This is a genomic window from Streptomyces avidinii (assembly GCF_045161815.1).
GTDB classification, from domain to species: domain Bacteria; phylum Actinomycetota; class Actinomycetes; order Streptomycetales; family Streptomycetaceae; genus Streptomyces; species Streptomyces avidinii.
Genome location: NZ_CP108863.1, coordinates 7,181,017 through 7,199,107 on the forward strand (window position 1 = coordinate 7,181,017; position 18,091 = coordinate 7,199,107).

13 protein-coding genes are annotated in these 18,091 nt (G+C 72.0%); 9 read left to right on the plus strand and 4 right to left on the minus strand.

Annotation, left to right across the window (positions count from 1 at the left end):
- Positions 1–1,230 (plus strand): acyl-CoA dehydrogenase family protein, encoded by a 1,230-nt coding sequence (locus OG373_RS32505; protein WP_189973546.1) that lies wholly within the window; start codon positions 1–3, stop codon positions 1,228–1,230.
- Between the two features lie 194 nt (positions 1,231–1,424).
- On the opposite strand, the gene OG373_RS32510 is transcribed toward OG373_RS32505, so the two are convergent.
- The gene (locus OG373_RS32510; RefSeq protein ID WP_405441968.1) at positions 1,425–2,219 is read right to left on the minus strand and encodes a hypothetical protein; all 795 of its coding nucleotides are present in this window, start codon (positions 2,217–2,219) and stop codon (positions 1,425–1,427) included.
- A 62-nt stretch (positions 2,220–2,281) separates the two neighbouring features.
- Positions 2,282–2,719 (minus strand): SRPBCC family protein, encoded by a 438-nt coding sequence (locus tag OG373_RS32515; protein ID WP_397734307.1) that lies wholly within the window; start codon positions 2,717–2,719, stop codon positions 2,282–2,284.
- Positions 2,720–2,874: 155 nt separating this feature from the next.
- Here OG373_RS32515 and OG373_RS32520 point away from each other — a divergent pair, with 155 nt between their 5' ends.
- Positions 2,875–3,060, plus strand: coding sequence for a DUF5999 family protein (locus tag OG373_RS32520; RefSeq protein ID WP_030388211.1), 186 nt, complete (start codon positions 2,875–2,877; stop codon positions 3,058–3,060).
- 152 nt (positions 3,061–3,212) lie between these two features.
- Here OG373_RS32520 and OG373_RS32525 read toward each other — a convergent pair whose 3' ends face one another.
- Entirely contained in the window at positions 3,213–5,312 is a 2,100-nt protein-coding gene (locus tag OG373_RS32525) for an ATP-binding protein (protein ID WP_405441970.1), read from the minus strand.
- Between the two features lie 62 nt (positions 5,313–5,374).
- Positions 5,375–6,331 carry a fibronectin type III domain-containing protein gene (locus OG373_RS32530; RefSeq protein WP_405441972.1) on the minus strand — a complete coding sequence of 319 codons (957 nt, stop codon included), beginning with the start codon at positions 6,329–6,331 and terminating at the stop codon, positions 5,375–5,377.
- A gap of 311 nt (positions 6,332–6,642) precedes the next feature.
- Here OG373_RS32530 and OG373_RS32535 point away from each other — a divergent pair, with 311 nt between their 5' ends.
- The 7 genes from OG373_RS32535 to OG373_RS32565 all read left to right on the plus strand — a co-directional run bounded on the left by OG373_RS32535 (position 6,643) and on the right by OG373_RS32565 (position 18,044).
- Positions 6,643–6,837, plus strand: a complete 195-nt coding sequence (locus OG373_RS32535) for a hypothetical protein (protein ID WP_030388219.1) — start codon at positions 6,643–6,645, stop codon at positions 6,835–6,837.
- 130 nt (positions 6,838–6,967) lie between these two features.
- Entirely contained in the window at positions 6,968–8,533 is a 1,566-nt protein-coding gene (locus OG373_RS32540) for a hypothetical protein (protein WP_405441974.1), read from the plus strand.
- Between the two features lie 216 nt (positions 8,534–8,749).
- Positions 8,750–9,328, plus strand: coding sequence for a streptavidin (locus OG373_RS32545; protein WP_405441976.1), 579 nt, complete (start codon positions 8,750–8,752; stop codon positions 9,326–9,328).
- 223 nt (positions 9,329–9,551) lie between these two features.
- Positions 9,552–10,703 carry an MFS transporter gene (locus OG373_RS32550; RefSeq protein ID WP_405441978.1) on the plus strand — a complete coding sequence of 384 codons (1,152 nt, stop codon included), beginning with the start codon at positions 9,552–9,554 and terminating at the stop codon, positions 10,701–10,703.
- Positions 10,704–10,727: 24 nt separating this feature from the next.
- Positions 10,728–11,558 carry an SDR family NAD(P)-dependent oxidoreductase gene (locus tag OG373_RS32555; protein WP_405441979.1) on the plus strand — a complete coding sequence of 277 codons (831 nt, stop codon included), beginning with the start codon at positions 10,728–10,730 and terminating at the stop codon, positions 11,556–11,558.
- 61 nt (positions 11,559–11,619) lie between these two features.
- Entirely contained in the window at positions 11,620–16,338 is a 4,719-nt protein-coding gene (locus tag OG373_RS32560; RefSeq protein ID WP_405441981.1) for an amino acid adenylation domain-containing protein, read from the plus strand.
- Positions 16,335–18,044 carry an AMP-binding protein gene (locus tag OG373_RS32565; RefSeq protein ID WP_405441982.1) on the plus strand — a complete coding sequence of 570 codons (1,710 nt, stop codon included), beginning with the start codon at positions 16,335–16,337 and terminating at the stop codon, positions 18,042–18,044. The genes OG373_RS32560 and OG373_RS32565 overlap by 4 nt, the downstream gene beginning before the upstream one ends.
- Positions 18,045–18,091 lie beyond the last annotated feature (47 nt).

An 18,091-nucleotide genomic window follows, 5' to 3' on the forward strand; every position in this document is an offset into this window, starting at 1 on the left:
ATGGCGGAGTTCACCATGGAGCTGAACGACGACCAGAAGCAGGTACGGGACTGGATCCACGGCTTCGCCGCCGATGTGATGCGACCCGCCGCCGCGGAATGGGACGAGCGCGAAGAGACTCCCTGGCCCGTCATCCAGGAGGCCGCCAAGGTCGGCATCTACTCGCTGGACTTCTACGCCCAGCAGTTCTTCGACCCGACCGGCCTCGGCATCCCGATGGCGATGGAGGAGCTCTTCTGGGGCGACGCGGGCATCGCGCTGTCCATCGTCGGCACGGGACTCGCGGCCATCGGCGTCGTCGCCAACGGCACCGAGGAGCAGATCGGCACCTGGATCCCGCAGATGTACGGGACCCCTGACGACGTGAAGGTCGCCGCCTTCTGCTCCTCCGAGCCGGACGCGGGCTCCGACGTCGGCTCGATGCGCACCCGGGCGGTCTACGACCGGGCCAAGGACGAGTGGGTGCTCAACGGCACCAAGACCTGGGCGACCAACGGCGGCATCGCCAACGTGCACATCGTGGTCGCGGTCGTCGATCCCGAGCTGGGGACCAAGGGGCACGCCTCCTTCATCGTCCCGCCGAACACCCCTGGACTGTCCCAGGGCCAGAAGTTCAAGAAGCACGGCATCCGTGCCTCCCACACCGCCGAGGTGGTGCTGGAGGACGTACGGATCCCGGGCTCCTGCCTGCTCGGCGGCAAGGAGAAGCTGGACGAGCGCCTCGCGCGGGCCCACGAGCGGGCGCGCAGCGGCGGGGGCGAGCGGGTCAAGAACGCGGCGATGGCCACCTTCGAGGCCTCCCGTCCCGCGGTCGGCGCGATGGCCGTCGGCACGGCGCGCGCGGCGTACGAGGTCGCCCTCGACTACGCGAAGACCCGCACCCAGTTCGGCCGCCCGATCATCGACAACCAGGGCGTGGCCTTCCAGCTCGCCGACATGCGGACCCAGATCGACGCGGCCCGGCTGCTGGTGTGGCGGGCGTCCTGGATGGCCGTCGCTGGCCGGCCGTTCGAATCGGCGGAGGGCTCGATGTCGAAGCTCTTCGCCAGCGAGGTCGCCAAGAAGGTCACCGCCCAGGCGGTCCAGATCCTGGGCGGCAACGGCTTCACCCGCGAGTACCCGGTGGAGCGCATGCACCGGGACAGCGCCATTTACACGATCTTCGAGGGCACCAGCGAGATCCAGCGCCTCGTGATCGCCCGCACGATCTCCGGCATGCCGATCCGCTAGGCCGTCTCTTCCGGATCCTGCCGGGCCCGCGACGCCCGGCACCGCACCTCGCCGCGTTGTCGGGCCCGCCCCGGTACGTCCGGTACAAGGACGATCCTCCGCCTTGCGATGCTTCCCCTCGGCCCTGCGGGCCTGGGGAGACCCCATGCCGCCGGACGCCGCGGGCTCGGCCGACAAGATCCGAAAGAGACGGCCTAGTCCGTGGAGGGCGGGGTGCCGGGTGCGGTGGCCGCACCCTGTGCCCGGCCCAGCCGCGTGAGGCAGAGCGTGGTGAACTCCTGCGGGCCGTACTCGGGGTCGGCGATGTAGTCGCCGGCGGCGCAGGGCGGACCGGTGACGCGGAACTCGGCGCGGGGCGAGGCGCAGGACTCGACCCGCAGGTCCTGCTCGGTCCAGCTGCCCTCGTTGCGCACGCACTGGCCCGTGGTCAGCTTCGTGTCGCCGACCAGCATGCCGAGCAGGACGAGGGCGGGGACGGTCAGCAGGACGAGCAGCACCGGCACCATCAGGAGCAGGGCCGGGGGCCGGCGCCACAGCGGCCTGCCCGGGTCGAGCGCGGGCCGGTGGCCGCCCGCCGGGGGAGCGAGCCTGCGGAAGGCCGCCCGCGGGCCGAGGTTCATCAGCAGGGTCACGGGCGTGATGAACAGGGACAGCGGCCCCCACCAGCCCTGCCACAGGGTGTCCGAGGACATCCGGCGGTACGTGGCGAGCCCGCAGTCGCGGCAGAAGGGCCCGCGCAGGCTCAGGAACCGCATCAGCACGATCATGCCCTGGTGGCCGCGTACGGTCGCGTGCGCGGCCGGCCAGGCCCCGCACAGCCGGCAGCCGTACCGGCCGGGCTCGGGGTGCGTGCCGTACGCGCCGTACGGCTGCGGCGCGGCGTACCCCGGTCCGGGCGGACCGCTCTGCGGCGGAACGGGCGCGGTGTAGGGGTTGTACGGGCCGGCGCCCTGCTGGGGCTGGGGCTGGGGCTGTGGCGGAGTGGCCACGGGAATCTCCTCGGTCGCTCATGATCACCGGCGCGGCGATCACGGCACCCTAGCCCGTGCCCTCAGGGCCGCAGCAGTCGGGCGAGGGCCCGGCCGAAGAGGAACCGGCCCGCGGCCGCGACCACCGGGTCCAGGGCGCGGGGGAGGCCGCGCAGCCGCAGTTCCTCGCGCCAGTGGATCTCCGAGCCGCCCGCGGCGAGGGGGCGGATCTCGATCTCCGCCCAGCCCGTCACCGACCGGCCGCGCTTCTCGAGCCGGACCAATCCCGGCAAACCCTCCGTGGGGGGTCGCCAGACGACGACCTCCATGCGGTCGTCGAACGTGATCCTGCTCACGCCCGTGCGGGCCGTGAAGATCGTTCCGACGTGGGTCGGCGGAGCCGTCTCGATGATCGTCCGGGTGAGCGGGACCTGCGCGCCGTGGCGCTCCCAGTCCGTGAGCATCGGCCACGCCTCGACCGGTGGAAAAGACGTGCGGTGAACGATCCGGATAGCGGGCATGAGCGCATGGTAATCGGGCATACACACCCTGAACTGGACGGCGAATATGGGTTCCGTCCGGGGGCGGCGATCAGTAATACTCACCGCCACCGTGGATCGCGGATTCGACCGGGTGACCACCGGCGCTCCCGCCCCACTTCGCGAGGAGGTGCGCCATGTGCTCCCACCAGCCACCCTGCCCTACCGCCGACAGCGCCGATCACGACGCCGCCCGCATTGTGGCCTCTCACCCCGAACAGGGCTGGAGCCTGCTGTGCAACGGAGTCGTGATGTTCGACGACACCGGTGAACTGCTCCCCGACAGCCGCACGGTGGAACCCCGCCGCCCGGCACTGGTCTGAGCGAGGAGGCAGCATGCGCCAGCAGCTGATCCGTAAGCCCGTCCCGAAGCCCGCCCCCCGAGACCTGGACCTGCGCACACCGTCGGGCAGACCCCTCCCGTACTGACGGGAGCCCAGGACCCAGACCGATTACCGGGCCCACCGGCCGCCGATCAGCCGGTGGGCGCAGCCGCGCCGCCCAGGAACGCCGTCTCGTACGCGGCGTCCCCGATCGCCGCGCGGGCCTGCTGCTCGCCCTGATTCCGCAGGGCGGTCAGCGAGGGCGAGCCGCCCATCTGCGGCCGGCCGACCGTGCGCCACCAGGCGTGCCCGGTGCCCAGCAGCCGCGCCGCCAGCTCCCCGTCGCCCAGTCCGGCCACCGCCGCGGCCAGCAGGTCCAGGCCCAGCGCGATGCCGAAGCGGTCGCCGAGCAGCCGTTTCCCGGAGAGCATGGCCCGTACGTGCCGGGCGGCCTCCCCGTGGTCCCCCATACCCAGCGCGGCCACCGCCAGGACGTAGTCCGCGTACGCCCGCAGCCAGCGCTCGCCCAGCTCCACGCAGGCCTCCCGCAGGGACTGCGCCTCCTCGGTCGCCTCCTCGAAACGCCGCAGGTCGCACAGGGCGTAGCCGGTGGCCAGCTTGCACAGGAGCCAGCCGGCGCCGCTGGTGCGCCCGCCGTGACCGGCCCGGGCCCGTGGGCCGGCGAGCCGCAGGGCCCGTACGGGGTCGCCGGGCATGAGCACCGAGACCGCGTGCAGGTAGGCCGCGCGCAGCTCCCGCTCCGGGTCCGCGAGCCGGGCGGCGTCCCGCGAGCACGAGTCGCCGAGCTGCTGGGCCGCCTCCATGTCGCCCTGGAGCAGCGCGGTGAGCCCGAGGGCCCACACGGCCTGGTTGTGTGCGCTCCCCGTACGCGGGGCGGCCCGCAGGGCCCGTTCCAGGAAGCCGCGGCCCTCGTGCACGTGCCCGCACGCGAACCAGTAGAACCACAGTGCCCCGGCCATCTCCAGCGCGGCCGTCGGGTCGGCGGTGAGCAGGTGCTCCAGAGCGGTACGCAGCTGCGCGTGCTCGGCGGTGATCCTGCGGTACCAGTCCACCTGCCCCGGGCCCATCCAGCCCCGGTCGGCGGCCTGGGAGAGGGCCGCGTACCAGTGGGCGTGCCGGTCGGTGACGATCCCCACCTCGCCGAGCTCGACCAGCCAGTCCTGCCCGTACTCGCGGATCGTGTCCAGCATCCGGTAGCGGGCCCCGGCGCCGCGTTCCTCGGTGCGCAGGACCACGGACTTGGCGGCCAGGCCCGCCAGTACGCGCTCCACGCGGGCGGCCGGCAGCGGGCCGCCCGAACAGACCGCGCGGGCCGCGGCGATGTCGAAGTCGCCCGTGAAGACGGAGAGCCGGGCCCAGAGCAACCGCTCCAGCGGCTCGCACAGTTCGTGGCTCCAGCCGATGGTGGTGCGCATCGTCCGGTGCCGGCGGGGCAGGGCGGCCCGGGCGTCGGACAGCACCTCGAAGCGCTCGCCGATCCGCTCGGCCATGTGTTCCAGCGTCCACAACCGCAGCCGGGCGCCAGCGAGTTCCAGCGCGAGCGGGATGCCGTCCAGGCGCCGGCACACCTCGGCGGCCAGCGCGCTCCGGGCGGGGTCGGTGAAGACGGCCGCCGCCCGCGGGGCCGCCGCCAGCGCGCGGGCCCGGAAGAGGGCGAGGGCGTCGCTGTCGGGTCCCTCGCAGGGCAGCGGCCGGACCTCGACCACCTCCTCGGCCGGCATGCCGAGCGGCTCGCGGGAGGTGACCAGGATCGTCAGACCCGGTGCGGACTGCAGGAGTTCACCGACCAGGTGGCGGCAGGCGGCCACCAGATGCTCACAGGTGTCCAGCACCAGGAGGAGTTCCTTGTCCGCCATCCACGCGCACAGCTCCTCGTCGGGAGGGCGCGGGGAGTGGTCGGCGAGGCCGAGCGTGTGGGCGACCGTGGCGGTGAGCAGGCTCGGATCGCGCAGCGGCGACAGCTCCGTCCACCAGACCCCGTCGGGCCGCACCCGTCGGGCGGCGGCGACGGCCCGCAGGGCGAGCCGTGACTTGCCGACGCCGCCCACCCCGGTGAGGGTGATCAGTCTTCGCTCGCGCAACAGGTCGTCGAGCAGCTGGAGTTCAGGCTCCCGGCCGACGAAGCTCGCAGGTTCCGGCGGCAGGTTGCCCGGCACCGGGCAGGGGTCCGGTCCTGGATCGCCGTCCGCGGAGTCTGCCTGATTGTCATTGAACGAGTACTCACCGAACACGGATGTATTGTGCGCGATCTTCCTGTGCGGCCGTGCCGTTCAGGGCGGATCGGTACCTTCTTTCACGCGACGAGTGTGATCCGCCGCTCCGCGGAGAAGGATCCCCAGTTGCCGTCGGGGAGTCTGGCCCGCAGTTTGACGGCCCACACCGTGCCGGCCGGCTCGGTCACCGTGAGCCGGTGTTCCGCCCGGCCGCTGGGCACCGCGCCCGCTCCGAACTGGATGACGGTCGTGGGCAGTCCGTTGACGTACAGCTCGTACTCGGTGGTCTCGCGGCCGGTGTCCGGGGCGGTCCAGGTCAGCGTGACCGCGCCCGGGGAGGCGGTCACGCCGAATGCGGCGGGGGCGGTGCCCGGGCCGTCGCCGGAGGCGGGCGGGGTCGTCACGTCCACCGCCGGGCCGTCGGGGGAGGAGTTGTCCGCTCCGTCGCGGGCCCGGACGGTGAAGGTGTAGACGGTGTCCGGCTGGAGGCCGGTCAGCGCGGTGTCGCTCTCGGTGGGGCCCGCGGTGTGGATCCGTACGCCGCCCTGGTAGACGTCGTAGGCCGTCACGCCCGTGTCGTCGGTCGCCGCCGTCCAGGACACCCGGGCGGACCCGGGGCCGGTCGCCCGGGCGGTGGTGGTCGCCGGGGTGGTGGGGGCCTTGAGGTCCTCCGCCTTGGCCGCCGGGGTGGTGACCCGGGCGGCCGGGCCGGGGCCGGAGAGGTTTCCGGCAGCGTCCTTGGCCCGGATCGTGAAGGTGTAACCGGTCTGCGGGGCCAGGCCGGTGATGTCCACCATGGTCTTCTCGGCGGGGAGTTCACGGACCATGTGGTCGGCCTCGAAGACCTGGTAGCCGATCACCCCGTCCCGGCCGGCCGCGGCCTCCCACATGACGTGCACGCTGGTGGCGCTGCCGGCCTGGGCGGTCAGTCCGGCGGGGGCGGGCGGGGGCTCGGTGTCGGGCGCGGTGCAGGCCGTGAGGGCGGTGAGGCTCAGGGCGGCCAGGCAGAGGGCGAGCGTGGGGGCGCTGCGTCGCACGGGGTGCCTTCCTCGGCTTCCTTAAAGGTCTAGACATATATGGCACGGCGGGCGGGAGCCCGACAAGCCCCCTGCGGCCGGCGGCCCGCGTTGTGACCGGGTTCGTGTTCTTCTGACCCGTCCGGCATTGTTGCCGGCACTTTGCAATAGCGGACGCATATGAACAGGGCTGGGACACCTGCTACCCACCGGGACGAGATCGTCAAGGACCGACCGCTCGTCACGGACGGTCAACACCCGTACGGCGGACACGTCTTTCGCCCGAAGGCACCCCCTCCTGCGCCACCATGACGGCGAGCAAGGAGGTTTCTATGGTGATTTCCCTCTCGGTGGTCGTCCTGCTCCTCATCCTCGCGTGGATCTTCCTGCGCAGCGGCGGGCTCAAGTTCTCGCACGCAGTCGTCTGCGCGCTGCTCGGCTTCTACCTCGCGAGCAGCAGCATGGCCGCGACCATCCACGACGGCCTGACGGCCACCGCGAACGTGGTCTCCAGCCTCAATCCTTGATCGACTGTTGCGCCTTCATGAATCATCCGGCCCATCCATGGACTCCTCGGGCAGTGCGATCTAGCGTCTGGCGGCGGCGCGACATCAGACGCATTGTCAACAAGGCTGAAGAGAAGTGGAGGAAGCCCGGATGTTCCGAAGATCGCTGAACTGTGCCGTGCTGCCCGTCGTCGCCGCCCTCACGGTGATGTACGGCGGCTCGCCGGCCCAGGCCGAGGAGATACCCAAGGCCCCCGGTCACCGCCTCGTCACCCACTACGACGGCAGCCCCGCGGCCGCCGCCCCGCTGCCCGGCGAGGCGCCGCCGCAGCACCCGTTCCTCGCGCCCAACGGCCGCAGCGGCATGCACTCCGACGCGGCGGGCAGCGCCACCTCCCCCTGGTCCGGTCCGCTCGGCAGGAACCCGAAGGTGACCAGCGAGAAGATCGCCGCCCTCGGCGGCGAGTGCGCGACCGCCACCTTCGACTCGGGCGGCCGGATCGTCACGGTGTGCGGCACCTTCTCCGGTTTCAAGGTCAAGCTCCTGGAGCCCCGTACGCTCGCCACGCTCGCGGAGTACCAGCTCCCGCAGCGCTCTTCGACGGTCGAGGCGATCACCTCGCTCGACTTCGCGAAGATCTTCAAGGACACCTCGGGCGGCGCCTACTTCTACCTGGACCACCAGGACCGGGCCGTGCTGGCCGATTCCCGCCAGCACATCCTGCGCCTCGCCCACGCGCAGAACCCGGACGGCAGCTGGAAATTCACGGTCGAGGACGACTGGGACCTCACCGGGCAGGTCCCGCACGACTGCGTGACCTGGACCAACCTGTGGCCCAGCGGCACCTGCGACCCCGTCACCTCGGTGATGCCCGACTGGAGCGGCCGGATCTGGTGGGTCACCCGCCAGGGGCGGGTGGGCACGGTGGACCCGGCGACCGACCGGATCCGCTCCGTCCAGCTGCGCGGCGAGGAGATCCAGAACTCCTTCTCCGTCGCCGAGGACGGTGTCTCGATCGTCTCCGACCACGCGCTGTACAGCTTCCGCGCCGGAGCCGACGGGACCCCCGAGGTGCAGTGGCGCCAGACCTACGACCGGGGCACGGCGGCCAAGCCCGGCTCCGTCAACCAGGGTTCGGGCACCACCCCGGACCTCTTCGGCCCGGGCTACGTCGCCATCACGGACAACGCCGACGACCGGATGAACGTCCTGGTCTTCAGGCGGGGCGTGGACGTGCCCGCCGACCGGCGGCTGGTCTGCAAGGTGCCGGTCTTCGGCTCCGGCGCCTCCACCACCGACAACTCCCTGATCACCTGGGGCAACAGCATCGTCGTCGAGAACAACTACGGCTACGAGAACCCCACCACCCTGCTGCTGGGCAAGTCCGTCGTGGGCGGCGTGACCCGCATCGACGTCCGCGCCGACGGCAGCGGTTGCGACACGGTCTGGGAGAGCGCGATCCGCGCTCCCTCCGTGGTCCCGAAGCTCTCCACCGCGAACGGGCTGCTCTATTTCTACGAGAAGGAACCCAACGTCTGGGGCATCGACGCCTGGTACCTCACGGCCGTGGACTTCCGTACGGGTGAGCGCCGCTGGCGTCAGCTGACCGGCACCGGTCCGCTCTACGACAACAACTGGGCCCCGATCACCCTCGGCCCCGACGGCACCGCGTACGTCGGTGTGTTCAACGGCATCGTCGCGGTCCGCGACAACTGACGGCAACTGACACGGACCGCCTGCCTCCGGAATTCCCCGGGGGCAGGCGGGCGAACGAATCGCGCCGACTCTTGGTACGAACTCCGACATTCGCGCGGGGCATCCGGCCCGTCGGAAGCGCGCCGCCCTACGCTTTTCCCCGAAAGCGGCCATGTGGCCCTCTGCCGTCACCGGCAGCCGGACCGGGCCGTCGGCCCGCACAGGGGGATCGATCTCGTGACGCGTGTACGCCATGTCCTCATAGCTCTCAGCGCAACGCTCCTGACCTTCGGCACGGTTTCCGCGAGTGCCTCCGCGGACACCCCGGCGGCCGCGTCCGCCGAGATCGCCGGGACCGAGGACGGGGCGAACGGCCGCCCGTCCGTGCTCGGTACCTGGTACAACCAGCTCGGCTCGACCATGGTCGTGACCAAGGCCGCGAACGGCGGGTTCGTCGGGACCTACGAGTCGGCCGTCGGCAACGCCGAGAAGCGCTACGTCATGACCGGCCGCTACGACAGCGCACCCGCCACCGACGGCAGCGGGACCGCCGTCGGATGGACGGTGGCCTACCGCAACGCCTACCGCAACGCCCACTCCGTCGCCACCTGGAGCGGCCAGTACATCGGCGGCAGCCAGGAGCGGATCGTGACCCAGTGGCTGCTGAGCTACGGGACCACGGCCGCCGACCAGTGGAAGTCCACCGTGGTCGGGCACGACGAGTTCAGCCGGGTCAAGCCTTCCGCCGCCGACATCGAGAAGGCCCGTCGGCTGGGCGTCGCCTCTGCGAATCCGTCGGCTTCCGGCCAGGAGTGATCCGGTCGTAGGGCCCGCTGTGTGACCGCCCGCCGCAAGGTGTCCCTTGCCGCGGGCGGCTCGCGCGCGCCCGGACCCGGGCCGGTCGATCTTGGCGCAAAACCCCCGTTGGCCTGCAACTTCTGTTGTGGGAGTGTGGTGATGACTCCGGTTCGCGTGGCCTTCGTGGCCCGTGCCATGATCGCAATCGGCACCGACCGGCCGGGGGCAGGGGGTTCATTTCGTGTTGGGCAAGGTCTTGACGCTCGCGCTCGGAGCGTTCGCAGTGGGGACGAGCGGCTATGTCGTCACCGGCGTACTGCCACAGCTGAGCGAGGAGCTGTCCGTATCCCTTTCCACGGCGGGGCTGCTGACCACGTCCTTCGCCGTGGCGTACGCGATCGGCTCCCCGCTGCTGGCCGTCGCCATGGGCGGGTGGCGCCGTCGTCCGCTGATCGTCGCCGCGCTGCTGGTGGCCGCGGTGGGCAACGCACTCGCCGCGCTGGCGCCGAACTTCGGCATTCTGCTGGCCGCCCGGATCGTCACGGCCGTCGGCGCCGCGGTGTTCACCCCGGCGGCCACCGCCGTCGCCGCCGAACTGAGCGGACCGGAGCGCCGGGCGCGCGCGGCGGCCTGGGTGTTCGGCGGTCTGGTGACGGCCACCATCGTCGGGGTCCCCGCGGGCACGCTGCTCGTCGGCCCGCTCGGGTACCGGGGCGTCTTCTGGCTGGTCGCGGCGTTCTGCGCGCTCTCGGCGGTCGCCGTGGCGGTGGCCGTGCCCGAGGTCGCGGCGCCCCCGCGGGTGTCGCTGCGCCGGCGTGTCGAGGTCGCCTCGGACGCGCGCGTGGTCAGCGTCCTCGGGATCACCCTGGCCGCCAGCCTGGGGGTGTTCACCGTGTACACCTATGCGGCTCCCGTGCTGGCCGACACCGTCGGTGCGCACGGCACCGGGCTGAGCCTGCTGCTCTTCGGGTACGGCATCGGCGGCGCGATCGGCAATGTCGTCGGCGGTGTCGCGGCCGACCGGTTCGGTTACCGGCTGCCGCTGCTGGTGGCCGTGTCCGGCAGCGTGATCGCACTGTCGGCGCTGTCCGTGGTGCACAGCACCGCGCTCGCCGCCGTGCTGCTGTTCGTGTGGGGCGTCTCGAGCTGGGGGTTCAACCCGCCGGTCCAGCGCCGCCTGCTCGAACTCTCCCCGGGCGCCGGCAGCCTGCTGCTCGCGCTCAACGCGTCGGCCCTGTACCTGGGCATCGGACTGTCCGGGGTCATCGGCGGAGCGGTGCTCGACCACGTCGGCATCGGCGCCGTGGCGCTGACCGGAGCACTGCTGTGCTGCGTCGCGGTCCTGGTCCAGCTGTTGTCCGGCGGTCGCGGCGCTCCGCAGCCGTCCCGCTAGTTCCGTAACTCTCGGCAAAGGACGATGTTCGTGCGCGAATTGAACAATGTGGTGGGAATCGTCACGGGGGCCTCGCGCGGCGTCGGCCCGCACATCGCCGAACAACTGGCGAGAGCGGGTGTCCGATTGGCACTCGTCGCCCGATCGGAGGAGGGCCTGCGGGACACCGCGGAAAGGATCGGCCGACACGGACACAAGCCGCTCGTGGTGCCCGCCGACATTTCCGACGAGAAGGCCCAGCGGCGGATCGTGGAAACGGTCCGGAGCGAACTGGGGCCGCCCGCGCTGCTGGTGAACAATGCCGGGATCGAATGCATCACCCGGTTCCAGGACGCCTCGATCGAGGACATCAGGAAAGTCCTGCTCGTGAATCTCTTCGGGGCCGAGGCGATGACCCGACTCGTACTCCCGTACATGCTCGAGGCGGGGCGCGGCCATGTGGTCAACATCGGCTCGGTGGGCGGGCGGACGGCCTATCCGTACGCCACGATCAACTCCTCGGCCAAGCACGGCCTCGTCGGCTTCACCTGGTCCCTGCGCGAGGAGCTGCGGGGGACCGGTGTGGGGGTGTCGGCGGTCTACCCCACGCTGATCGCCGATGTCGGGATCTCCGCGGGCTGGCAGGCGGGCCGGCGCCCGCCGATGCTCGGCCGGGTGGGGCCGGACGAGGTCGCGCGCGCGGTGCTGAAGTGCATCCGCGAGAACAGGGTGGAGATCACCGTGGCTCCCGTCATGGAGAAGGTCGCGGACGTGGTCAGCGCCCTCTCACCCCGACTTACTGCCTGGATTGCCCGAAATGGTGGCATCTATTCCTACCTGCGCAAGGTTGCCGACGCGCAGGCCACATCGCAATAACACTCTCAAACCGGCATGACTGGCTGGTTGATACGGGGGACCGATGTCAGAGATATCCGCTGTGCCCATCCCTGACCAGGACAAGGGCCTCAATCAGATTCGCGACCTGCTGGCCGGCGTCAACAGCGACTACGACCGCTGGATCGACCCGCAGGAACCGCTCTTCCTCGACTCGCTGGACGCCGTTCGGTTCAAGTCCGCGATCGACACCGCGTGCACCGTCGACCTCCCGCTGGAGCTGTTCTTCGGCCACTGCACGCTCGAAACGCTCACCGGTGCGCTCCTCAACCATGGTACGGACGGCGGGTCGGTCCCGCAGCTGGTTCCGGATCCCGAGCACGATCACGACCCCTTCGCCCTCACCGACGTCCAGCAGGCGTACTGGCTGGGCAGCCGGGGGTTCGACCTCGGCGGGCGCTCCGCCCACTTCTACCTGGAAGTGGACCTGTTCACCGCCGACCGCGAGCGCGTCGAAGAGGCGTTCAACACCCTGATCGGCCGCCACGGCATGCTGCGGGCGACCCTGCTCCCCGACGGCCGCCAGCAGGTCGCGCGGGAGGTCCCGTACTACCGCTTCCGCCACGGCGACCTGAGCGGTGTCCCGGAGGCCGACGGCCGATGTCGGCTCGAAGAGACCCGCGAGGAGATGGCCGCCCAGGTCTTCGACCCGCACACCTGGCCGCTGTACGAGATCCGCACCCACCGGCTGGACCCCGGCCGGCTCCGCCTCCACATCAGCATCGACCTGCTGCTCGTCGACGCCGGCAGCATCCAGGTACTGCTGGCCGAGTGGATCCGGCTGGTCCTCGACCCCGACTCGCTCGGCCCGGCGCCCGAACCGACCTTCCGCGACTACCTCGACGGCGTTGCCGCGCACCGTACGCAGCCGGGCCACGAGCAGGCCCGCGCGTACTGGCAGGACCGCCTGGACACCCTGCCGCCCGCTCCCGAACTGCCCGTACGCCCGGTCGCCCGCGACGGGGCGGCCCCCGCCTTCGTGCGCCGCGAGCGCCGGCTGACCGGTCGGGTGTGGCGGCAGCTCAGGGACCGCGCCAACGCCCTGGGCGTCACCCCCTCCGTGCTGCTGTGCGCCGCCTACGCGCAGGTCCTGCGTACCTGGAGCCGGAGCTCCCGGTTCACGCTCAACCTGACCCTCGCCGACCGCCCGCGCTGGCACGCCGACATCGACCGGCTGATCGGCGACTTCACCAGCACGATCCTGCTGGAATGCGATCTCGGCGGCGCGCCCGACCTCGCGAGCGCCGCACAGCGGATCCAGAGGCAGCTGCGTCAGGACCTGGCGCACGCCCGCTTCAGCGGTGTCGAGGTGCAGCGCGAGCTGGGCCGCCGCGGTGACACCACCCGGGCGCGGATGCCCGTGGTGTTCACCAGCCTGCTGCGTGAGCAGGACAGCCTGGGATCCCTCGAAGGCGTGGTCTTCGAGACCGCGTACGCCATTTCCCAGACCCCGCAGGTCTACCTCGACAACCAGGTCGTGGCCCGCGGCAGCGATCTGCTGATCAGCTGGGACGCCGTGGAGGAGATGTTCCCCGAGGGCGTGCTCGACGACATGTTCGCCGCCTACCTCGACCTGGTCGGGGCCGTCGCGGACCAGGAGATACCGCCCCCGGTCACCCTGCCGGCGAAGCAGCGCGCCGTGCGCGAGGGCGTGAACGACACCGGGGGGCCGCTGCCGGACGAGCTCCTGCACGCCGCCATGGGGCGGCAGGCCGCCGCCCGGCCCGGGGCGCCCGCCGTGATCACGGCCGACACCACGCTCACCTACGGCGAACTCGACCGCATGGCCGACCGGATCGCCCACCGGCTGCGCGCGCTCGGCGCGGCCCCCAACACCCTCGTCGCCGTGCTCATGCACAAGGGGTGGCAGCAGATCCCGGCCGTCCTCGGCGTGCTCCGCTCCGGCGCGGCCTACCTGCCGGTGGACGCGGGCCTGCCGCAGGAGCGCATCGACCAGCTGATCGGGGCGGGTCGCGCTGGGGTGGCCCTCGTCCAGCCCGGCGGCCACGTCCCGGCGGGCGTCACCGCCCTGGTGGTGGACCGGCAGCCGGAGGTGGACGGACCGGACGGACCGGAAGGACCGGAAGGACGGGTCGGGGCGCCGGTCACCGGCCCCGACGACCTCGCGTACGTCATCTTCACCTCGGGATCGACCGGCCGCCCCAAGGGGGTGATGATCAGCCACCGCTCGGCGGTCAACACCGTCGACGACATCAGCAGCCGCTTCGCCGTCGGCCCCGAGGACCGCGTTCTCGGACTGTCCTCGCTCAGCTTCGACCTGTCCGTCTACGACGTCTTCGGCGTGCTCGGAGCCGGTGGCACCCTGGTGCTGCCCGCACCCGGCGAGGCCCGCGATCCCGGCCGCTGGGCCGCCCTGGCCGACGAGCACCGGGTGACGCTGTGGAACACCGTCCCGCCACTGCTCGAGCTGCTGGTCGAGCACTGCGAACAGCAGGGCGCCGGCTTCCCCCGATCGCTGCGGACTGCCCTGCTCAGCGGTGACTGGATCCCGCTGACCCTGCCCGGCCGGGTCCGTGCCGTCGCCGCCGACGCGCCCGAGTTGATCAGCCTCGGCGGTGCGACCGAGGCCTCGATCTGGTCGATCTGGCACCCGATCGAGGAGATCGATCCGGGGTGGCGCAGCGTTCCGTACGGCACCCCGCTGCGGAACCAGACCTTCCATGTCCTGGACGCCGAACTCACCGACAAGCCGGATCATGTCACCGGTGACCTCCACATCGGGGGCGCGGGCGTGGCCCAGGGGTACTGGGACGACCCCGAGCGCACCACGGCGCAGTTCATCGTCCACCCGGTCACCGGCGAACGCCTCTACCGCACGGGCGACCTCGGCCGCTACCGGCCCGACGGCACCCTCGAACTCCTCGGCAGGGACGACTTCCAGGTCAAGATCGGCGGTCACCGGATCGAACTCGGTGAGATCGAGGCCGTGCTCGCCGGCCACCCCGGCGTACGGACCGCGGTCGTCGTGGCCAGGGACGCGCGGCGGCTCATCGCCTACGCCGTGCCCGAGAGCGGGGCCGACCTCGTGGAGGAGGAGCTGCGCACCCACCTCGCGGCCAAGCTGCCCTCCTACATGGTCCCCTCGGCCGTGGTGACCCTGGAGCGACTGCCGATCGGCCCCAACGGGAAGCTCGACCGGCGCGTGCTGCCGGTGCCGGAGGCCACCGCCCCGGGGGACGAACCGCCGGCCACCCCGGCCGAGGAGACCCTGGCCCGCGCCTGGGCCGCGGTACTCCCGGTGCAGCGGATCGGGCGCCACGACAACTTCAACGCGCTCGGCGGGGACTCGCTGCTCGGCGTACGCGCCGTGGCCAAGGCCGCCGAACAGGGGCTCCACCTCACCCTCGCGGACTTCTTCGCCCACCCGACCGTCGCCGAACAGGCCGCCCTCGCCACGGACCGCTCGCCGGCCGCCGCGGACCAGCGGGAGATCACCGGACGGGCCGGTCTGTCGCCCAGTCAGCTCTGGTTCTTCGAGCAGGACTTCGCCGACGCGGACCACTGGAACGGCATGTGGCCCGTCTTCGAACTGGACCGGCGGCTGGACCCCGAACCGCTGCGCGAGGCCCTCACCACCGTGCTCGCCCACCACGACGGGCTGCGCGCCGAGTTCCGCAGCGCGCAGGAGCAGGAGCCGTACGCGGAGCTGCCCGCGGCGCGGCCCCTGGACGCGTCCGCGGTCACGGAGGTCGACCTCGGCGCCGTCGCCGATGCCGACATCGAGGCGGAGATCGCCCGGTACGTCGCCCTGCGCAACGGCGGGCTCGACCTGGCGACCGGCACGACCGTCCGGCTCACCCAGTTCGACCTGGGCCCGCGGCGCCGCCCCCGGCTCCTCGTCAGCGCCCACTGGCTGGTCATGGACTACTACTCCTCCCGGGTGTTCTACGAGGACCTGCGCACCGCCTACTTCGCCCTGGAGCGGGGCGACGCACCGGTCCTGCCGCCCAAGACGGCCTCGCTGCCGCAGGCCGCGGAGCAGCTCCACGCCCACGCGGCTAGCGCGGAGGTCACGGCGGAACTCCCCTACTGGAGCAGGCTCGCCGAGCTGTCTCCCGCACCGCTGCCCGTGGACCACCGGCTGGGACCCAACGCGCAGGCCTCCGCCGTCCGCCACTTCACGGAGGTGACCGGACGGACCGCGGACGCCGTGCTGAACGGGCTCGCCCGACAGCAGGGGACCGAGATCCGGGAGGTGCTGCTGACCGCCCTCGCCCGCGCCGTCACCGACTGGACCGGGCAGCCGGAGCTGGTCGTCGAGGTCGAGGGCCACGGCCGGCAGCGCGCCTTCGGCCCGCTGGACATCTCCCGTACCGTCGCCCGCTTCTCCACGCTGTCTCCGCTGGTGCTGCGGCCGGGCGACCTCGCCTCGGTACGCGGCCAGATCCGCGAGATGCCCCACCAGGGTGTCGGATACGGCCTGTTGAGGTACCTGCACCCCGATCCGGCGGTGCGGGCCCGGATGGCCGAGGTCCCGGTACCCGAGATCGGCTTCAACTACTGGGGCGACGTCAGCGAGTACTTCACCGGCGACGCCCGGCCGGTCGTCGACTCCTTCGGCCACCACCGCAGCGACCTCGGCCACCGGACCAGGACCCTCGACCTGATGGCGATGGCCTCGGACGGCACCCTGCGGCTGGTGTGGACGTACAGCAGCAATCTCCACACGGAGGCGACGGTGCGCGCCCTGGCCGACCGCCTCATCGACGAACTGCACGCTCTGGCGCGGAGCGCCGGATGAACGGGGGAGAGAAGAACATGGACCATCCGCGTCCCGAGGACATGTTCGGCGCGGTGACCGTGCCCGAGGTCCTGGAACTCGCCGCCACCACCCCCCGGGGGATCACCGTGGTGAACCGGCGGCTGGATCGGACACCGCTGCCCTACGCGCTGCTGGCCGCCGGAGCGCGGCGGGTGGCGGGCGGGCTGGTCCGGGCGGGCGTCGCGAAGGGGGACCGCGTCGCGATCGTCTCGTCCACCTCGCCCGGCTTCCTGCTCAGCCTCTTCGGCGTCTGGCGTGCGGGCGCCGTGCCCGTCATCCTGCCCCTGCCGCACCGGCTCTCCGACCTGCCGGAGTTCATCGCCGAGATCAACCGCAGGCTCGACCACGTGGACGCGCGCTGCGTGGTGGTCGCCGATGCCTTCGGCGACTTCGTCACCGGCCGGATCACCGGTGACCGGCCCGTGCTGACCTGCGGCGAACTGGCCGCGGAGCGGACGGAGATCAGCGGTCCGGTACGGGTCGGACCCGAGGACCTCGCCTACCTGCAGTTCACCTCGGGCACCACCGGCCTGCCCCGCGCGGTCGCACTCACCCACCGGCAGATGCTCACCAACGCCGCCGTCTGCTGCGAGCGGCTCGAACTGGAGCGGGACCGCAGCGTGCACGTCAGCTGGCTGCCGCTCTACCACGACATGGGCCTGATCTCCGTGCTCTCCGGCATGGCCTACCGGATCAAGATGGTGCTCCAGCCGCCGGAGGACTTCCTGGCCAGGCCGGACTCCTGGGTGGACGCCCTCTCCCGGTTCCGGGCCACCAGCACGGTCGCCCCGAACTTCGCCTACGGGCTCGCCGCCCAGGGCATGCGGCTGCGGCCGCGGGAGCTCGACCTCTCCGCCCTGGAGGTGTGCGGGGACGGCGCGGAGCCGATCCGCGCCGCCACCCTCGAACAGTTCGTGCAGGCCGGCGCCGTGTACGGGCTCCGGCCGCAGGCGATGACCCCGATGTACGGGCTGGCCGAGGCCACCCTGGCCGTGGCCATGGGAGAGGCCACCCGGCCCCTGGTCTGGGACCACGTGTCACGGGACGGCCTCCAGCCGGGCGCGGTGGCCGCGCCGGTGCCCGCCGACGCCCCCGACGCCCGCGCGCTGGCGGTCTGCGGACCTCCGGTGCCGGGAGTCCGGATCGAGATCAGGGACGCGGACGGCAAGCCGCTGGGCGAACGGCGGGTCGGTGAGATCTGCGTGCACAGCCCCTCGCTGATGCAGGGCTACTGGGAGGACCCGGAGGCGACCGCGGCCGTGCTGCGCGACGGCTGGCTGCACACCGGCGACCTCGGCTACCGGACCGAGGACGGCGGCCTGGTGGTCTGCGGCCGCGCCAAGGACATGATCATCGTCTCGGGCCGCAACCTCTACCCGGAGGACTACGAGCACGTCGCCGCCAAGGTGGAGGGCGTACGGCCCGTGTGCGCGGCCTTCGCGGTGCCTGACACCGAGCGCATGGTTGTGGCCTTCGAGTCCGCGAAGGGCTTCGAGAACCACGAGGAGATCGCGGCCCGGGTGATGCAGCGACTGCGCGAGCAGCTCGGCCACGCCCCCGACCGGGTCGTGGCCCTGGCCAAGGGCGCGATCCCGCGCACCTCCTCCGGCAAGGTCCAGCGGGGCCTGTGCCGGGAGCGCCTGCTGACGGGCCGTCTGGAGGTGCTGGCGGAAGTCGCCCGCTGAGCAGGACGCCCAGGACGCGGGACGCCCAGGACGCGGGACGCCCAGGA